The organism is Streptomyces dangxiongensis, from assembly GCF_003675325.1.
GTDB classification, from domain to species: domain Bacteria; phylum Actinomycetota; class Actinomycetes; order Streptomycetales; family Streptomycetaceae; genus Streptomyces; species Streptomyces dangxiongensis.
Window position 1 is genome coordinate 4,271,523 of the sequence record NZ_CP033073.1, and the last position, 18,379, is coordinate 4,289,901.

At 72.2% G+C, this 18,379-nt stretch carries 15 protein-coding genes and 3 pseudogenes; 14 read left to right on the forward strand and 4 right to left on the reverse strand.

Annotation, left to right across the window (positions count from 1 at the left end; genetic code table 11):
• Positions 1 to 6: 6 nt before the first annotated feature.
• Positions 7 to 369 (reverse strand): DsrE family protein, encoded by a 363-nt coding sequence (locus D9753_RS19130; protein WP_121788104.1) that lies wholly within the window; start codon positions 367 to 369, stop codon positions 7 to 9.
• A gap of 70 nt (positions 370 to 439) precedes the next feature.
• Here D9753_RS19130 and D9753_RS36600 point away from each other — a divergent pair, with 70 nt between their 5' ends.
• The 4 genes and pseudogenes from D9753_RS36600 to ygfZ all read left to right on the forward strand — a co-directional run bounded on the left by D9753_RS36600 (position 440) and on the right by ygfZ (position 2,874).
• Positions 440 to 586: a hypothetical protein gene (locus tag D9753_RS36600; RefSeq protein ID WP_163010734.1), complete on the forward strand. Its 147-nt coding sequence runs from the start codon at positions 440 to 442 to the stop codon at positions 584 to 586.
• Positions 587 to 796: 210 nt separating this feature from the next.
• Positions 797 to 1,375, forward strand: a complete 579-nt coding sequence (locus D9753_RS19140) for an FABP family protein (protein ID WP_121788106.1) — start codon at positions 797 to 799, stop codon at positions 1,373 to 1,375.
• A gap of 85 nt (positions 1,376 to 1,460) precedes the next feature.
• A pseudogene (locus D9753_RS19145) lies at positions 1,461 to 1,899 on the forward strand (Fur family transcriptional regulator).
• Between the two features lie 9 nt (positions 1,900 to 1,908).
• Entirely contained in the window at positions 1,909 to 2,874 is a 966-nt protein-coding gene (ygfZ, locus tag D9753_RS19150; RefSeq protein WP_121788107.1) for a CAF17-like 4Fe-4S cluster assembly/insertion protein YgfZ, read from the forward strand.
• Between the two features lie 30 nt (positions 2,875 to 2,904).
• On the opposite strand, the gene dtd is transcribed toward ygfZ, so the two are convergent.
• Positions 2,905 to 3,330, reverse strand: a complete 426-nt coding sequence (gene dtd / locus D9753_RS19155; protein WP_121791157.1) for a D-aminoacyl-tRNA deacylase — start codon at positions 3,328 to 3,330, stop codon at positions 2,905 to 2,907.
• A 190-nt stretch (positions 3,331 to 3,520) separates the two neighbouring features.
• Here dtd and D9753_RS19160 point away from each other — a divergent pair, with 190 nt between their 5' ends.
• The 7 genes and pseudogenes from D9753_RS19160 (at position 3,521) to D9753_RS19190 (ending at position 12,420) form a co-directional block, all read left to right on the forward strand.
• Positions 3,521 to 4,141: an RsiG family protein gene (locus D9753_RS19160; RefSeq protein ID WP_121788108.1), complete on the forward strand. Its 621-nt coding sequence runs from the start codon at positions 3,521 to 3,523 to the stop codon at positions 4,139 to 4,141.
• Between the two features lie 410 nt (positions 4,142 to 4,551).
• Entirely contained in the window at positions 4,552 to 5,460 is a 909-nt protein-coding gene (locus tag D9753_RS19165; protein WP_121788109.1) for a winged helix-turn-helix domain-containing protein, read from the forward strand.
• A gap of 112 nt (positions 5,461 to 5,572) precedes the next feature.
• Positions 5,573 to 6,451, forward strand: coding sequence for a GntR family transcriptional regulator (locus D9753_RS19170; protein WP_240468220.1), 879 nt, complete (start codon positions 5,573 to 5,575; stop codon positions 6,449 to 6,451).
• Positions 6,451 to 7,194, forward strand: a complete 744-nt coding sequence (locus D9753_RS19175; RefSeq protein WP_240468221.1) for an HAD family hydrolase — start codon at positions 6,451 to 6,453, stop codon at positions 7,192 to 7,194. Before D9753_RS19170 ends, D9753_RS19175 begins: the two co-directional genes overlap by 1 nt.
• A 291-nt stretch (positions 7,195 to 7,485) precedes the next feature.
• Entirely contained in the window at positions 7,486 to 9,714 is a 2,229-nt protein-coding gene (locus tag D9753_RS19180; protein ID WP_121788111.1) for a phosphotransferase family protein, read from the forward strand.
• Between the two features lie 9 nt (positions 9,715 to 9,723).
• Positions 9,724 to 10,338, forward strand: coding sequence for a TetR family transcriptional regulator (locus D9753_RS19185; protein WP_121788112.1), 615 nt, complete (start codon positions 9,724 to 9,726; stop codon positions 10,336 to 10,338).
• A gap of 49 nt (positions 10,339 to 10,387) precedes the next feature.
• Positions 10,388 to 12,420: pseudogene (locus D9753_RS19190) on the forward strand (HelD family protein).
• A gap of 92 nt (positions 12,421 to 12,512) precedes the next feature.
• Here the strand turns inward: D9753_RS19190 and D9753_RS19195 are convergent.
• Together D9753_RS19195 and D9753_RS19200 are read right to left on the reverse strand one after the other, a co-directional pair.
• Positions 12,513 to 14,903 carry an ATP-binding cassette domain-containing protein gene (locus tag D9753_RS19195; RefSeq protein WP_240468222.1) on the reverse strand — a complete coding sequence of 797 codons (2,391 nt, stop codon included), beginning with the start codon at positions 14,901 to 14,903 and terminating at the stop codon, positions 12,513 to 12,515.
• Between the two features lie 118 nt (positions 14,904 to 15,021).
• A complete protein-coding gene (locus D9753_RS19200; protein ID WP_121788113.1) occupies positions 15,022 to 15,447 on the reverse strand; it encodes a hypothetical protein in 426 nt (141 codons plus the stop codon).
• A gap of 71 nt (positions 15,448 to 15,518) precedes the next feature.
• Between D9753_RS19200 and D9753_RS19205 the strand changes: the two genes are divergently transcribed.
• The 3 genes and pseudogenes from D9753_RS19205 to D9753_RS19215 all read left to right on the forward strand — a co-directional run bounded on the left by D9753_RS19205 (position 15,519) and on the right by D9753_RS19215 (position 18,310).
• Complete coding sequence (locus D9753_RS19205; protein ID WP_121788114.1) at positions 15,519 to 16,121, forward strand: TetR/AcrR family transcriptional regulator; 603 nt, start codon at positions 15,519 to 15,521, stop codon at positions 16,119 to 16,121.
• A gap of 86 nt (positions 16,122 to 16,207) precedes the next feature.
• A pseudogene (locus D9753_RS38025) lies at positions 16,208 to 16,321 on the forward strand (VOC family protein); the annotation flags it as partial.
• A 261-nt stretch (positions 16,322 to 16,582) separates the two neighbouring features.
• Complete coding sequence (locus D9753_RS19215) at positions 16,583 to 18,310, forward strand: RICIN domain-containing protein (protein WP_240468223.1); 1,728 nt, start codon at positions 16,583 to 16,585, stop codon at positions 18,308 to 18,310.
• Positions 18,311 to 18,379 lie beyond the last annotated feature (69 nt).

Below are 18,379 nucleotides of genomic sequence, written 5' to 3' on the forward strand. Positions count from 1 at the left end.
CGGGGCTCAGTACACGAGCGCCTGGGTGTCGTCGGCCAGCGCCTCCTGCACGAACACCTGCGCACCCGCGATCCGTACGCCCTCGATGACGTCCTTCTCCGTGATCTCCCGGCGGGCGGCGCACTGCGTGCACAGCGTGACGCGTCCGGCCGCGAGGACGGAGTCGATCAGGTCCGGCAGCGGCGCCGCGTGCGGCAGTTCGAACTCGGCCGCCCGGCCCGGCAGCGCGAACCAGGACGACTCCCCGGTCAGCCACAGCGAGACCTCGACGCCACTGGCCACGGCAACCGCGGCCACCGTGAACGCCTGCGAGCAGCGCTCGGGGGCGTCCGCCCCGGCCGTCACCTTGATCACGAGCTTTTTCGCCATGACCGAATCGTAATCCGCTTGCCCCCAACTGCATGCGCATGCCATCCGCCACGTCGTGCCATGCGCGGAGATGAAGCCGTACGGCGCCGAGCAGCTCCGGCAGGCGCACCTCGTGGCCGGGGACACCGTCGCGATCATCACCCAGGCCCGCAAGGGCGGGACGAACGCCGTCCCGTTCCGGCAGGCCGTGACCCTCCAGACCGAGCTGCTCACCTGAGCCGACCTCGTCGGGAGGGTGGGGCCCGGGCCGCGTAAGCTGGTCTGCGGCTCTGTCGTCCGTCCACCTTCGCTCAAGGAGCACCCGTGGAACTCTTCTACGAAATCCTGCTCGTCCTGGTCTGCGTCGGCGTGCTCGCCTTCGCCGGTCTGACCGTGAAGAAGCTGTACCAGGGCCAGCGCTGACCCACCCCAAGGAAAGCTGTCGCTCATGATCGAGATCCCGTCCGACCTGCACAAGGACCTCGTCCCGCTCGTTTTCCTGCTCGGCAACTGGGCCGGCGCGGGCGTGCACGACTTCCCCGGCTCGCAGAAGTGCAACTTCGGGCAGGAGGTCGCCTTCACCCACGACGGCCGGGACTTCCTCGAGTACCGCTCCCACACCTGGGTACTGGACGACGACGGCAACAAGGTGCGCCCGCTGGAGTCCGAGCACGGCTTCTGGCGGATCGACGCCGAACGCAAGGTCGAGGTGACGATGACCCGCGACGACGGCGTCATCGAGATCTGGTACGGCGAGCTGGCCGACAAGAAGCCCCAGATCGACCTGGTGACGGACGCCGTCGCCCGCACGGCCGCCTCGCAGCCCTACAGCGGTGGCAAGCGGCTGTACGGGTACGTGAAGGGCGACCTGATGTGGGTCGGCGAGAAGCAGACCCCCGAGGTCCCGCTGCGTCCCTACATGTCGGCCCAGCTCAAAAAGGTCGTCACCCCCGACGACGACGTCGAGCGCTGGGCGAAGGCCCTGCCGGACGACCTCCCGGACGACGGCATCGCCTTCTTCAAGTAGGCCCCCGCCGCCCACGGCCCACCGGTCACCGCCGGCCCCACCGGTCACCCCTGGCCCACCGGCCGGGTGGTCCTAGACTTCCAGTGTGGTGAGCACCGACTGGAAGAGCGACCTCAGGCAGCGCGGCTACCGGCTGACGCCGCAGCGCCAGCTTGTCCTCGAAGCCGTGGACACCCTCGAACACGCGACCCCCGACGACATCCTCGTGGAAGTGAGGAAGACGGCGTCGGGGGGTCAACATCTCCACCGTCTACCGGACGCTGGAGCTGCTGGAGGAGCTGGGCCTGGTCAGCCACGCCCACCTCGGCCACGGCGCGCCCACCTACCACCTCGCCGACCGCCACCACCATCTGCACCTGGTGTGCCGGGACTGCGAGAACGTCATCGAGGCGGACACCGGGGTGGCCGCGGAGTTCACAGCCAAGCTGCGCGAGCAGTTCGGTTTCGACACCGACCTGAAGCACTTCGCGATCTTCGGCCGGTGCCAGGACTGCTCCCTGAAGGGCTCGACCACCTCGTCGTAGTCTTGCGGTATGAAGAGCCCCCTGTTGTCCCTGCCCGGCGCCGTCCCCGCCGAGGGCGTGGACGAAGGCGTCGCCGCCCACTACGGCGACCTGTTCCGCGAGCAGCGTGCCCTCGCCGACGGCACCGGCTTCGTCGACCTCTCGCACCGCGGTGTCGTCACCGTCACCGGCGAGGACCGGCTGAGCTGGCTGCACCTGCTGCTCACCCAGCACGTCAGCGAACTGCCCGCCGGTGAGGCCACCGAGGCCCTGATCCTCTCCGCGAACGGACACATCGAGCACGCGCTGTACCTGGTGGACGACGGCACGACCGTCTGGGCACACGTGGAACCCGGCACCCAGGAAGCGCTGATCGCGTACCTGGAGTCGATGAAGTTCTTCTACCGGGTGGAGGTCGCCGACCGGACCGCCGACATCGCCGTGGTCCACCTGCCCGCCGGCTCGATCACCGAGCCGCCCGAGGACGCGGTCGTCCGCGAGACGGCGTACGGCCGTGACCTGTTCCTGCCGCGCGCCGCGCTGGAGGACTTCGCCGCCGGACACGGGCCGGCCGCCGGCATCCTCGCCCACGAGGCGCTGCGCGTGGAGCACCACCGGCCCCGGCTCGGCTTCGAGACCGACCACCGCACCATCCCCCACGAGCTGGGCTGGATCGGCACGGCCGTCCACCTCCAGAAGGGCTGCTACCGGGGGCAGGAGACCGTGGCCCGGGTGCACAACCTGGGCAAGCCGCCCCGACGGCTGGTCTTCCTGCACCTGGACGGCAGTGAGGTCCACCTGCCGCCGGCGGGCACGGAGATCCGCCTCGCGGACGAGGAGCCCGACGGCCGGAAGATCGGGTTCGTCACCACGTCCGTACGCCACCACGAACTGGGGCCGGTGGCCCTGGCCCTGGTCAAGCGGAACGTGCCGGTCGACGCGCGGCTCCTGGCCGGCGACACGGCCGCCGCCCAGGAAGTCGTCGTGGCGCCCTAGCTCTCCCGGCGTCCCGGGTCTCCCGGTGTCCTAGACCTCCAGCAGTACGGTGAACGGGCCGTCGTTCGTCAGCGACACCCGCATCCGCGCGCCGAAACGGCCCGTCGCCACCGTCGCGCCCAGCGCCCGCAGCCGGGCCACCACCTCGTCCACCAACGGCTCGGCGGCCTCGCCCGGGGCCGCCGCGTTCCAGGTGGGCCGGCGGCCCTTGCGGGCGTCGCCGTAGAGGGTGAACTGACTGATCACCAGCAGCGGGGCGGCGGTGTCGCTGCATGACCTCTCGTCGTGCAGCATCCGCAGCGTCCACAGCTTGCGGGCCAGCCGGTCCGCCTTCTCCGGGGTGTCCTCGTGGGTCACCCCGACGAGGACGCACAGTCCCTCGCCCTCGATCGCGCCCACCGTCTCGCCGTCCACGACGACGCTCGCGCCGTCCACTCTCTGCACCACCGCACGCATGCGGACCATCATGCCCGGTGCCGCACCCCCGGTTACGGGGGCCACCGGGGGCCGCGGAGGGGACCGCGGCAGGCCCAATTTGGTTCTGTTACCGCCTATCTGGGGCTGTTCGGGGGTACTAGGTCACATAGTGGCCGGTTGGGGTGGCACGATGCTGTCACACGCCGGGCGAGGGGACGGTCACCACCTGATGAGCACACCGAGTACCAGCGGGCGGCTGGGGACACAGAAGGCGTGCCGGCCGCCCGCACAGCGCGCCGACGGCACGGCGGGACCGGAGTCCCGTCCGGGCCTGCCGGGCGCGGGCCGCCCCCAGCCGCACGACCTGGCCCGGCTGAGCCTGCCCGAGCTGCGCGCCCTGCGCCGCGACGCCCAGCGCGACGAGGCGGACCTCAGCTATGTGCGGCGGCTGCTGCAGGGCCGGATCGACATCCTGCGGGCGGAGCTGGGCCGGCGGGGCCGGACGTCCCTGCCGGCCCCCGTGGACGGCTCGGTGGTCGACCGGCTCCCGGAGATCCTCCAGGACGCCCCGGCCCGGCAGCGCTCCTCGGCCCGCCATGTCACGCTCGGCACCCCGCACAACGAGGAGTACCGCCAGCTCGCCGCCGAGATGCTCGGCGAGGTCGAGCTGTCCGACCTGACGGCCCGGACCGACCCCGAACTCGCCGCCGCCATGGGCCGGCTGGTCTGCTACGAGCAGGAGGTCTCCCGGCGCCGCCAGCGGCTCCAGCACACGGCCGACGACTGCAGCGGGGAGATCACGCGCCGCTACCGGGTGGGCGAGGCCCAGATCGACGACCTGCTGATCTGACGGCACGTGAGCGGCACGCGCCGGGCGGGCGAGAGGGCGCCGTCCGGTGGCCGGCGCCCTGGTGTGCCCGTCCGGGCGGCCTTGCCGCCCGGACCGTCGCTGCGGCTCCCCTCTTCCGGCGGCGCTGGCTGTTCATCCGTAGCGAGCTGTTCAGTTGTGGCTGTGCGATGCGGATGTTCGGTTGTGGCTGTACGAGCTGTTCAGTTGTGGCTGTGCGCTCCGGTGGCCGTCCCCGGTCCGGGCTCCCGGCTCCCCTCCGGGAGGGAACCCGGGCGGCCAACCACTGGGAGGCTCGACCATGTCGGGCAAGTTGGCTGCCAACTTCACTGTACTTATCTCCGCCGGGAAGCGGCTCATAACCAGCCGTCGGTGAACTGCCCTAAGTTGGCGAGAAGTTGTAGGGTTCAGGGGTGGACCCGGAGCACGCCTTGGCCAGTGGGCGGACGCGGCCCCAGCGACACCGCCCGTCCCACCGTGAGATCGCCGACGAACTGCGACACCGGATCAGGTCCGGAGTGCTGCGGCCGGGCGAGCGCATGCCCACCCAGGCGAGGCTGGCCGACGAGTTCGGGGTCGAGCGCGGGGCCGTACGGCAGGCACTGCGCATCCTCCAGTCGGAGGAGCTGCTCACCGACGTTTCCAAGGGCAGCCCCGCCACCGTGGCGGCGGTCCCGGGGTCCGCGCGTCCCCCGGACGGCCCGGCGGCGCCGCCGCAGCCCACCATGGTGGCCCTCGCGCCGCGGATCGCCGGCGCCTTCGCAGCACCGCACGTGCGGATCGACGCGCTCTGCCTGACCGCGGTATCGCTCACGATGGCGATCGGGGAGCCGCTGCGGCAGATCCACGCGGGGCGGCTGGAACCGGCCAAGATCGACCTCCGGCTGCTGCTGCCCAGCCGGAACATCGACCTCGCCTTCCCGGCGCCGGTGGACGCCGACGACGCCGGCCTGCTGCACCGGCGCTGGCTGTCCCAGCGCAACGCCCAGGGCCTGGTGCTGCGGCAGAACCTGCTGGCCCTGCGTGCCACCCACGGCATCGACGTGCGCATCTCCTTCCGGGCGCTGCCGTTCACCCCGCCGGTGAAGCTGTACCTGCTCAACGGCTCGGAGGCGCTGTTCGCGTACTACACGCTGGGGCGCCGCGAGCGGGAGATCGAGCACGAGCACGTGGAGATGTACGACGCCGACGGCACCCGGTCCGTGCTGTTCGCCTTCGGGCAGCGGACCGGGCAGCGGGACGCGGCGTTCGTGGAACAGTCCCGCCTGTGGTTCGACGCGCTGTGGGAGACGATCAGTTCGGAGCTGGCCCTTACGCCCTGAGGGCTGCCAACCCGTCGGAGTCCGTGCCAACTCGGCGATACTTGTTCTCACTTGGCCGTCCGTGCGAACAACTCGCGCGCAACTCCCCAGAGATGGATCAGGGTTGTAGCGTTTGGTCGTGACCCAGGAGAACATGGCAGTCGACGGCAGCGGACGGCGCACGTCGCGGCAGATCGCCGACATCCTGCGCGACCGCATCCGTTCCGGCGCCCTGCGGGCCGGTGAGCGGCTCCCGACCCAGGCCGAGCTGGCCGGTGAGTTCGGCGTGGAGCGGGGCGCCGTACGCCAGGCCCTGCGGGCACTCCAGGAGGACGGCCTGCTCAGCAATGTCAGCAAGGGCAGCCCGCCCCGGGTCGCCGGGCCGGCCCCCGCGCACGAGGAGCCGCAGTCGACCATGGTGGCCCTCGCCCCCCGGCTGACCGAGGCCTTCGCCGCGCCGCACGTGCGGATCGACGCCGTCTGCCTGACCGCGCAGAGCCTGATACCCGCCCTCGGCGAACCGCTGCGGCTCATCCACGACGGCCGGCTGCGACCCGGCCGGGTCGACGTCCGCGTCCTGCTGCCCTCCCGGGACATCAACCTCGCCTTCCCGGTCTCCGTCGACGCCGGCAGCGACGACGACGCGGTCCACCAGCGCTGGCTGGCGATGCGCAACGCCCAGGGGCAGGTGCTCCAGTACAACCTCCAGGCGCTGCGCGGCACGCACGGCATCGACGTCCGGGTGACGTTCCGGGCGCTGCCGTTCACCCCGCCGGTCAAGCTGTACCTGCTCAACGGGTCGGAGGCGCTGTTCGCGTACTACACGGTCACGCGCCGCGAGGAGTCCACCGACGACGGGACGCTGGAGATGTACGACGCGCTCGGCTCCGAGTCCCTGCTGTTCTCCTTCGAGCGGCGGGCCGGACAGCGGGACGCGGCGTTCGTCGAACAGTCGCAGAAGTGGTTCGACGCCCTCTGGGAAACCATCACCACGGACCTGACACTCTCCTAGTGACTTCTGATGCGACTTCTGGTGCGCCTTCTGTTGCGAGCGAGATCGAGAAGCTACGGGAACTGATCACACCGGCCCGTTTCGTGCTGTGGGACTTCGACGGGCCGATCTGCCGCCTGTTCGCCACGCACCGGGCCGAGCGGGTGGCCGCGGACCTGGTGGAGTGGCTGGAGCGGCAGGGACTGCGCGGCCTGCTCACCGACGCCGAACGCGAGACGCTGGACCCGCAGGTCGTGCTGCGTGCCGTGGGCCGCCGCCGCCCGGGCAGCGACCTCGTCACCGGCCTGGAGGAACGGCTCACCCAGGAAGAACTGCGGGCCGCCGCCTCCGCGCTGCCCACCGCCTACGCCGACCCGCTGATCCACACCTGGACGGCCGTCGGCGCCCACCTCGCCGTCACCACCAACAACTCACCCCGGGCCGCCCGCACCTACCTCGAGTCCCGCGGCACCGCCCGCTGCTTCACCCCGCACCTGTACGGCCGGACCGAACACCTGCACCACCTCAAACCCGACCCGCACTGCCTCAACCGGGCCCTCAACGCGATGGGCGCGGCCCCCTCGACGGCCCTGATGATCGGCGACTCCCTCTCGGACCTGACCGCGGCCCGCCGGGCCGGCGTACCCTTCCTGGGCTACGCGCGCCGCGCCCAGAAGGCGAAGGCCCTGCGCGCGGCGGGCGCGGACCACGTCGTCCGCTCACTGGAACCCCTGCTGCGGCTGCTCCGCGGCGCCCACCGCTAGCGTGCCGCCGCCGCGCCCTGCGGTGCGTTACGATGCCGCCACTCCGGGCCACCGCCCGGGACGCGTGCGCACACTCGGCGCAGGTGAGCGGCCGACCACCCGTCGGGCCGTCCGTCCTGGGCGCGAGGGCGCGGCGAACCCCCGCCGGACCCGGCGTCCCGACCGACGGGCCCCGGCGGCGCCGTCCCGGGACCCCGGACCCGCGCCTCCCGACCAGCCTTTCCCGACCCCTCCTCCTCGACCAGCCTTTCCCGACCCCTCCTTTTCCGCACGACCTACCCGGAGCGGCCCGTGGGCGCACCGCCCGTTCCCCGCGCCGTGGCCGGGAAGCACGCCGGCACCGTCCGGACCGATGCCCTCGTCCGGGAGTTCGTGGCCCGTGCCGTCGCGGCCGGCCGGGCGAGCGGCGGCCACCACCGCCGCGACCACGTCGTCCCGCTCACCGAGCCCCTGGCCGGGCTGCTCGGCCGTGAGCCGGGCACCCCGGTGACCGTACGGGTGCCGCGGCCGGACGCGGCGGCGGTGGTGATCCGGACCTGGCGGAGCGAGCCGGACATCCTGCGCGCCGTGCGCAGGGCGCTGCCGAACGTGCCCGAATGCCTGGCCGCGGGGCCCGGCTACGCCGTCCACAGCCGGGTGGACGGCACCGTGCTCGCCGACGTCCACGGCCCCGGCGAACCGGTCGACGGGCCGCTGCTGCGGGAACTGGCGGACCTGCTCGCCGCGATCGCCCAGGTGCGCGGCGGTGTCCTGCCGCCCCTGCCGGCCCACTGGCCGCGCAACCACACCGACTCCCAGGGTTTCCTGCGCACTCTCGCCCACCTGGCCGACGAGCAGGTCCGCCGGCCCGACCGGCGCCGTTACGGCGGCCTGTTCACCGCCCTCGGGGTGCCCGAGGACGCCCTGTCGCGATTCGCCGACCGCGTCCCCGCGCTGACCCGGCGGCCGTACGGGCTGATCCACGGCGACCTGCACCTCGGCAACCTCGTCCGGCCGGCCGCCGGCGACCCCCGGCCGCACTGCGTGCACTGGGAGCAGGCGAGCTACGGCGACCCGCTGTACGACCTCGCCGTCCACCTGGTGCGGACGCGCCACCCCGAACACCAGCGGCCCGAGGTCGTCGACGCCTGGGCCGAGGCGGTGCACCGGGTACGGCCCGCCGCAACGGCCGGCCTCCACCGGGACCTGCGGCACCACCTCGCCTTCGAGTACGCCCGGTCCCTGTACGCCGACGTCATCCGGGCGGCGCGCTCGCTGGAGGACACCTTCGACCAGCGGCGCCTGGACGCGGCGGTGGCCACCGTCCGCGACGCGCTGCGCGCCGCCGCCGGCCCGCTGCGGCTGGGCCGGGTGCCCGAGCGGCGGGAGATCGAGCGGATCCTGTTCCGGCGGGCGGCGTCCGGGGCCGTGCCCCGGCGCCCCGCACCGGCCCGCGCCCTCGACTGGACCCCCGACCGGCGCGTCCCCGAGCACCCCGACTTCCCCTACCCGGCGGTCGCGGACGCGCTGTTCCTGGAGGGCGCCGCCCCGGCCGACCGGGTGTTCAAGGGGGCCGCGCACCTCACCACGGTGCTCCGGGTGCCCGGGACCGCCTTCCCCGTCGTCGTCCGCCGTGAGGCGACCGTCGTCCTGCGGCGCGAGACGGGCTTCCTCAGCGAGCACGCCGTGCTCCGGGCGATCGAGCGCTCCGGGGTGCCGGTGGCCGCGCCCCGGGTGCTCGCGCTGGGCACCAGCCATGCCACGGATCCCGCCCACCGCTACGGCGGGGACGCCTTCACCGTCCACACCTACGAGGGCGCCCGCGACCTCGGCCGCCGCCCCGAGCACCCGGTGCACGGACTGCTGCCGCACGAGGCGGACTGCCTGGTCGACCAGCTAGCGGCGCTCACCGGCGTCGACTACGCCCCGACCGACCCGGTGGCCGGCGGCCCCGGCTTCTACGGCTGGCTCAGCGACCAACTGGTGGCGCTGGTCGCGGGCCTGCCCGCAGAGTCCCAGCGGGCGGCCCGCATCCTCGGCCTGCCGGACGCGCCCCGGCTGCGCGAGATCCTCGCCCGGCACCGGGTCACCGACCGCGCCTGCGCCCTGCTGCACGGCGACCTCAACCCCTGGAACCTGGTGCGCCGCGGCGACGGCCCGCCCCTCACCCTCATCGACTGGGAGATGGCGCTGGTCGGGGACCCGCTGTACGAGCTGGTCCGGCACATGCACCTGACCCCGACCCGGCCGGAGATCCGGGACCGCATGTTCCGCCGCTGGGACGCCCGGCTGCCCGCGCGCTTCACCGGGGGCTGGCAGCGGGACTGGCGGGTGTACCGGTGGATCGAGATCGTCCGTTCGGCCTACGTCGACCTCGACCGCCTGGTCACCGGCACCAGCCTGGACGCCCCCAACGTGCGGCGGGCGGTGGACTCGTACGCCATGACGTTGGCGGCGGCCACCGCCTCCCTGGGCCTGTCGTCCCGGCGGCGCGGCACCCCGCGCCCGGCCTGGCCGACCGGCCCCGGCACCCCTGCGTAGGCTCCCCCCATGGGTGAGATGGGCCTGCGTGAGCGCAAGAAGCGGCAGATGTACCAGGACGTGTCGGACATCGCCGTGCGGCTGTTCCTGGAGCGGGGCTTCGAGGCGGTGCCGGTGGCGGAGGTCGCCGCGGCGGCCGGGATCTCCAAGCCGACCCTGTTCCGGTACTTCCCGGCCAAGGAGGACCTGGTCCTGCACCGGATCGCGGACCACGAGGCGGAGGCCGCGCGGGTGGTGGCCGGGGCGGCCGACCCGGTGGACGCGCTGCGCCGGCACTTCCTGGCCGGGCTGGAACGCCGCGATCCGGTCACTGGGCTGAACGACCATCCCCAGGTGCTCGCCTTCCACACCCTGCTGTACGGGACCCCGGCGCTGGTGGCGCGGGCGTACGGCCATCTGGAGCGGTCGGAGGCGGCGCTCGCGGAGGCGCTCGGCGGCGGGCTGGACGCCCGGCTGGCGGCGGGGCAGATCATCGCCGTCCAGCGGATCCTCGCGCAGGAGAACTGGCGGCGGATCACGGCGGGGGAGCCGGTCGAGGCGGTGGCGCCGGAGGCCGTACGGGCCGCGGAGCGGGCGTTCGGGCGGCTGGCCGCGGGCCTGCCGGAGTTGAGGTCCGAAGATTGAAACTCAGTTAAAAATGTAACTCGGTAACGTTTGACGGTAGGCTGACGCCATGACGTCACTCGACCCGGCCCTCACGGACACCCTCCACGCCGAGCGCGCCTACCACGACACCTGCCGCGCCGCCCTCGCCGCCATGGTCGAGGACGCCGCCGAACAGGTCGTCATCGGCGAGGACGTCTCCGCCTCCGGCGCCGACGCCGAAGTCCTCGGACACCGGCTGCGCAGCCAGGCCAAGGCCGTGCGCGAACTCCCGCCCGGTCCGCTGTTCTTCGGCCGGCTCGACTTCGGCGAGGACGATCCGGAACACGGCGGGCAGCACTACCACGTCGGCCGGGTACGGATCACCACCGACCCCGCCGCCCCGCCCCTGGTCGTCGACTGGCGGGCCCCCGTCTCCCGCGCCTTCTACCAGGCGAGCGCCGGCGACCCGCAGGGCGTGGCCGTCCGGCGCCGGTTCGGCTGGGCGCCCGGCAGCCGGGGCGACTCCGCCGGCCTCACCGGCCTGGAGGACGAACACCTCGGCCGGGGCGAGTCCCGGCCCGGCGATCTCCTCGCCCGCGAGATCGAACGGCCCCGCATCGGGCCCATGCGGGACATCGCCGCCACCATCCAGCCCGAGCAGGACGACCTCGTCCGCGCCGCCCTCGCCGACTCGGTGTGCGTGCAGGGCGCGCCCCCGGCACCGGCAAGACCGCCGTCGGCCTGCACCGGGCCGCCTACCTGCTCTACACCCACCCGCGCCGGCTGACCCGCTCCGGCCTGCTCATCCTCGGCCCCCACCGCGCCTTCCTGTCCTACATCGCCGAGGTGCTGCCCTCCCTCGGCGAGAGCGGCGTCCGCCAGGCCACCCTGCTGGACGAGATCGCCCGCCACCCGGTCACCGGCACCGACACCGTGCCCGCCGCCACCGTCAAGCACGACCCGCGCATGGCCGAGGTGCTGCGCCGGGCGCTGTACGCGCACGTGAGCACGGAGGGCGTCACCGACCTCTCCGTACCCGACGGCTCCTACCGGTGGCGGGTGCCCGCCGCCGAACTCGCCGCCGTCGTCGCGGAGGTACGCGCCGAGGAGCCGCCGTACGCCGTCGGCCGCGAGCGGGTGCGCACCCGGGTCGTACGACGGCTGCGCGACCGGGCCGAGCGGCGCTCCGGGGTCCTGCCGGCCTCCTGGGTGCGCCGCGTCGAACGGTGCCGGCCGCTGACCGCGCGGCTCGATGCCGTCTGGCCCAGGGTCCGCCCCGAGGAGGTCCTCACCGAGCTGCTCACCGACCCCGCCGCGCTGGCCCGCGCCGCCGACGGGCTGCTCGACCCTCGGGAGCGGGCGGCGCTGCCGTGGCCCCGGCCGCCCCGCTCGTACAGGTCCGCCCGCTGGTCGGCCGCCGACCTGGTCCTGCTGGACGAACTCGCCGGACTGATCGAACACCCCGAGGGCTACGGGCACATCGTCGTGGACGAGGCACAGGACCTCTCGCCGATGGAGTGCCGGGCCGTCGCCCGCCGGGCCGTGTTCGGCTCCCTCACCGTCCTCGGCGACCTCGCCCAGGGCACCACCCCGTGGGCAGCCCGCGACTGGTCCGTGCAGTTGCGCCACCTCGGCCGCCCCGACGCGGCCGTGGTGCCGCTGACCACCGGGTTCCGGGTGCCCGCGGCCGTCGTGGAGCTGGCCAACCGGCTGCTGCCCCGCCTCGGCGTCGCCGTACCCGCCGCCACCTCGCTGCGCACCGACGGGGAACTGACCCTCCGGCCGACCGAGGACGTCCTCGGCACCATCGTGACCGCCGTGCGCGACGCCCTCGCCCGGGAGGGCTCGGTCGGCGTGGTCACGGCCGACGCCGACACCGGCCCGGTGCGGGCGGCACTCACCGCGGCCGGCCTGGTCCCGGCCGGCCCCGACGCGCTCGGCGCCCGGCTGGCCGTCGTCCCCGCGAGCGTCGTCAAGGGCCTGGAGTACGACCACGTCGTCGCCGTGGAACCGGCCGCCGTGGTGGAGGCGGAGGAGCGGGGCGCCCACCGGCTGTACGTGGTCCTGACCTGGGCGGTGTCCCGGCTCGACGTGGTGCACGCCCGCCCCCTGCCGTTCTGAGGGCGGGCGGGCGGGCGGTACGGGCGTGAGGCTCCGCACAGGGGGCGCCCCGACCTGCGGGCGCCCGGTACGACGCCGGCTCGGGGTGGCGCTCAGGCGCCGACGTACTCCGCCAGGTGTTCGCCGGTGCGGGTCGAGCGGGCCGCCACCAGGTCGGCGGGGGTGCCCTCGAAGACGATCCGGCCGCCGTCGTGACCCGCGCCGGGACCCAGGTCGATGATCCAGTCGGCGTGCGCCATGACCGCCTGGTGGTGCTCGACGACGATGACCGACTTGCCGGAGTCCACCAGCCGGTCCAGCAGGCCCAGCAAGTGCTCCACGTCGGCGAGATGCAGACCCGTGGTCGGCTCGTCCAGGACGTAGACCCCGCCCTTGTCGGCCATGTGCGTGGCCAGCTTCAGCCGCTGCCGCTCGCCACCGGACAGCGTGGTGAGCGGCTGTCCGAGGGTCAGGTAACCGAGGCCCACGTCGGCCATGTTCCCGAGGACCCGGTGGGCGGCCGGGGTCCGCGCCGCACCCGCGCCGAAGAACTGCTCCGCCTCCGTCACCGTCATCGCCAGCACCTCGCTGATGTCCCGGCCACCGAGGCGGTACTCCAGCACCGAGGCGTCGAACCGCTTGCCCTCGCACTCCTCGCAGGTCGTCGCCACACCGGCCATCATCGCCAGGTCGGTGTAGACGACACCGGCGCCGTTGCAGCCCGCGCAGGCGCCCTCCGAGTTGGCGCTGAACAGGGCCGGCTTGACGCCGTTGGCCTTGGCGAAGGCCTTGCGGACCGGGTCGAGCAGCCCGGTGTACGTCGCCGGGTTGCTCCGCCGCGAGCCGCGGATCGGCGCCTGGTCGACCGACACCACACCCTGCCCGGCCGGCACCGACCCGTGGACCAGCGAACTCTTGCCGGAGCCGGCGACACCGGTGACGACGACCAGCACCCCGAGCGGGATGTCGACGTCCACGCCCCGCAGGTTGTGCCGCGTCGCACCGCGGATCTCCAGGGCCCCGGCCGGCTCGCGCACCGACTCCTTCAGCGCCGCCCGGTCGTCCAGATGCCGGCCCGTGAGCGTGCCGCTCGCCCGCAGCCCCGCCACGGTGCCCTCGAAACAGACGGTGCCGCCCGCCGTGCCCGCACCCGGGCCGAGATCCACCACATGGTCGGCGATCGCGATGACCTCCGGCTTGTGCTCCACCACCAGCACCGTGTTGCCCTTGTCCCGCAGCCGCAGCAGCAGGTCGTTCATCCGCCGGATGTCATGGGGGTGCAGGCCGGCCGTCGGCTCGTCGAAGACGTACGTGACATCGGTGAGCGAGGAACCGAGGTGACGGATCATCTTCGTACGCTGCGCCTCACCGCCCGAGAGCGTGCCGGCGGGCCGGTCCAGCGAGAGGTAGCCGAGGCCGATCTCCACGAACGAGTCCAGGGTCTCGCCCAGCGAGGTCAGCAGCGGCGCCACCGACGGCTCGGCCAGCGCGCGCACCCACACGGCCAGGTCGCTGATCTGCATCGCGCAGGCGTCGGCGATGCTGATCCCCTCGATCTTCGAGGACCGGGCCGCCTCGCTGAGCCGGGTCCCGTCGCAGTCGGGGCACGTGGTGAAGGTGACCGCCCGGTCCACGAACTCCCGGATGTGCGGCTGCATCGCCTCGCGGTCCTTGGCGAGCATCGACTTCTGGATCCGCGGCACGAGCCCCTCGTACGTCATGTTGATGCCCGCGATCTTCATCCGGGTCGGCTCGCGGTACAGGAAGTCGTGCAGCTCCCTCTTGGTGAACGTGCGGATCGGCTTGTCGGGGGAGTAGAGGCCGGACTCGGTGTACAGGCGGTGGTTCCAGCCGCCGGGCATGTAACCGGGGATGGTGAGCGCGCCGTCGCCGAGCGACCTGTCCGCGTCGTACAGCCGGGCCAGATCGATGTCGGTGACCGAGCCCCGGCCCTCGCAGCGCGGGCACATGCCACCGGTGATGCTGAACTCGCGCCGTTCCTTCACCGTCCGTCCGCCGCGCTCCACGGTGACCGCGCCGGCCCCGCTGATCGAGGCGACGTTGAAGGAGAACGCCTTGGGCGAGCCGATGTGCGGTGTGCCGAGCCTGCTGAACAGGATCCGCAGCATCGCGTGCGCGTCGGTGGCGGTGCCGACGGTCGAGCGCGGGTCGGCCCCCATGCGCTGCTGGTCGACGATGATCGCGGTGGTCAGCCCGTCGAGCACGTCGACGTCGGGCCGCGCCAGCGTCGGCATGAAGCCCTGGACGAAGGAGCTGTACGTCTCGTTGATCAGGCGCTGAGACTCCGCGGCGATGGTGTCGAACACCAGCGAACTCTTGCCCGAACCGGAGACCCCCGTGAACACCGTCAGCCGGCGCTTGGGGATCTCGATGCTGACGTTCCTGAGGTTGTTCTCGCGCGCCCCGTGCACGCGGATCAGCTCATGGCTGTCGGCGACGTGCGCGGTGTCCGCCAGCGCGTCCGTCCTCGTACCCATGCTCATCGTCTCTCCGTCCGTAGTGCCGCCCCGACACGCTAACGGCACCCACCTGCCTCCCGCTTCTCGATTCCTGACCGATCGGGGAGAAGAGCCAGCATGGCTGGTCCCGGGGTGCCCGCCGTCAGTGGCCGCGGCTCTCCGTGCGAGTGTCCGAGGCCGGCTGCGCAGGGGTGGCGGCGAACAGCAGCGCGGCGAACACGACGGGGGCGGCTGCCTGGTACCCGATCCACGTCTCACCCCCGGCGCCGTTGCCCCGCCACGCCATCAGGAGGCCGGCAAGGGCCGTCAGCACCCAGCCGCTGTCGTAGGCCACCATGAGCCGCGTGTACGTGCGCAGCGACCGGCTGCGCGTATACGCGATCTCGATGCCTCCGCCGATCAGCAGGGCCACGCCAGAGGCGACCAGCAGCCAGGCGGGCGCGCCGAGCAGACGGCCGAGCGGGGCGGCACCGGCTATGTACACAGCGGCGAGCAACACCTTGAAGACGCCATCGGCGAGGATCCCCGCCGTCCGGCGTGTCACTGCCGGTGTTACGACCTCGGACATGAGCGTTCCCCCCTGAAACCCCGTCCCGACCGGTCCCGTAACGAGATTACGGCAATAATCAAATTATGAGAATGACGAGAGCGGAGACCAGGGAACGCAACCGCCGCGCCTTGCTGGACGCCGCGTTCCAGGTCGTCTCCCGAGAGGGGTACCGGGCCAAGCTCGAGGAGATCGCCGAACGCGCCGACCTGACCACCGGCGCCATCTACTCACTGTTCGGAAGCAAGAACGGCCTGGTGGTCGCCCTGGTCGCCGACCACCTGCGGCCCCACTACGAAGAGATCGAGCAGACGGTTCCCGCTGAACTGGACCTGCTCGAAGCGGTCGACGCCTTTGCCCGGTACTACCGGCGCGGTGGTGACGCCCCCGACGCGCTGTCTCGTCTGTCGCTCCAGATCACCTTGCTGGACATGGCCCTGCACGACCCGGACCTGGGGTCGCAGCTCGCCACGTCCATCCGGGCGCAGGAGACCCACCTGATCGCGCTGTTCACGGGAAGATCGCACAACGGGGGCGTCGTGACGTCGCATCAGGCGCAACGCCTGGCTACCGCGCTCAGAGCACTGTTCGTCGGCCTCAGCCAGGGCGTCCCCCTCGGCCTGGCCCCTGGTGCCGACGAGCAGTACTTCGCCGACGCTGCCCGTGCTCTGGCCACCGGCATGACTGTCCTGTAGGGCGGCTGCGCGCTATTCGGGCTGTGTGCCGGCGCCTTTGACCACCCGAGGCCGAACGCCGACTTCGCGGGCCTCCACGGCGGGTACGGACGCTGGAACTGGGTGCGGGCAAGCCGGATCACCAGCCTCACGAACCTGCCGAGGCGCGGGTCCTCACCGATCCGGCCGGACGTCGTCCCTTCTGCATCGTCACCGGCTGACCGGGAGGCAGGAGGCGATCAAGGCGGAAAAAAATCTGTGAATCTTCAAGTGCGCGGCAACCTTTTCGGCCTCCCCGGACCACTCGGTGCTGTCCGACCAGATGGTCCGGTCGGATGCAACGGCTGAAAGAGAGCACAGACATGTCCCTCGCCCACCCACGTCATCGGTGGCGTACCGCGCTGGCGGCCGCCGTGCCGCGCGGCCACGCCCGCGGTCGTCGCCGGTCGTCCCCCTCACCCGTCACGGGGAGACGACGAGTGATGCATCGTGCCCGTCGGCTGTTCGCGCGTCGGAGTGTCTGGGCGGCCATCGTCATGGCCGTCGTGGCGGGCTCCGTTGTCGTGGTCAACACGGCCTCAGCGGGAACCGTGGATCCGAAGACCTGGTACGTGCTGGTCAACCGCAACAGCGGCAAGGTGCTGGATGGCCGCGACTTCGCCACGCACGACGGCGCGGCGGTGGTGCAGTGGGGCCGCCACGGCGGGGCCAACCAGCAGTGGCGGTTCATCGACGCGGGTGACGGGTACTACCGGCTGCAGAACCGGAACTCCGGCAAGGTGCTGGACGACCACAACTGGTCGAAGACCGCCGGCTCCGACATCGTGCAGTGGAGCGACCGCAACGGCACCAACCAGCAGTTCGAACTGGCGGAGTCGCCGGACGGCTACGTGCGTCTGATCAATCGCTTCAGTGGCATGGCCGTCGAGGTCCACAACGCCTCCAAGGCTGACGGGGGTGACGTCGTCCAGTACCACGACCGAGGCGGCGCCAATCAGCAATGGCAGCTCGTCCCGGCCGGGAGCGTAGGCAGCGCCGGCACGCCCACCGAGACGGGCGGCAGTGCTCCCACGAGCCGGGCTCCGAGCGACACGCGCCCCTCGTCGTCTCCTGCGGCCGGTGGCGGCAGCTCGACGACACGTTTCATGGGTAGTGACACGGTGCTCATCGGCGGCTCGATGTCCGACGCCTCGGCGACCGCAGCGCCGTTCGACGTGCGATACGCCTATGTGCACAGCCAGCCCGCGCCCTCGTCGGCCTACTATTCGGCGTCGCGTTGCCAGGATGCGTGGAAGAGCTGGTGGGGCTGCTGGTCCGGCAGCACCACGGCGCCCGGCAATTACGTGACCTGGTGGGACGACCATGTGGCCCAGGCGACTTACAAGGGCAGCCCGCACCCGCAGAAGTTCTTCTGGACCTGGTACTCGTTGCGCGACCTCGGGGATCTGGCAGGCTCGGGCGACGGTCCGGGCGAGGTCGTGGCCATCAACAGGGTTGACCTGCTCACCCGGTATATGAACGACTACCGTTTCTTCCTCCAGAAGATCGGCAACTCGCACGACATGATCGACCTTGAGCCTGATTTCTGGGGCTACGTCCGGTCGCTCGGCAATCCGCACCAGGTTGCCGCGCAGGTCTCGGGCGCGAATCCGACGGATTGCGGATCGCAGGAGAACAGCGCCGCCGGACTCTCCCGCTGCCTGATCGCGATGGCGCACAAATATGCGCCGAACACCACCGTGGGGTTCCACCTCTCCTGCTGGGACTGGCAGACCGACACGCAGGGATGCGCCAAGGACTACGCCAACCTCGGGGCGCAGAACGCCGACTTCCTGGTCGCCGATGTGTCGGACCGCGATGCGGGCTGGTACGCGCAGCCGGCCCACGGCGGCCATGACAACTTCTGGACCGACCAGAAGGCCACTGCCTCGCTGGGGTTCTACAGGACGATGGCCGAGTCCGTGGGCAAGCCGGTGGTCCTGTGGCAGATCCCCGTAGGCAACAAGGCGCAGAACAACACCCTCAACCATTACAAGGACGACAAGGTCGACTGGTTCTTCGCGCACATGGACCAGGTGGCGAACGCGCATGTCGCCGGCCTGCTGTTCGGTGCGGGGCAGCAGGAACAGACATCGGTCGAGACCGACGGCGGAAACCTGATCGACAAGACGGTCGCCTACCGCAACTCGGGTGGTACAGCGCTCAAGTAGCCGGAGGGGCGCAGCCGGCCGGCCCTAGAAGATGATCGTGTCGATACCTGACGGCGGGACGCCACGCTC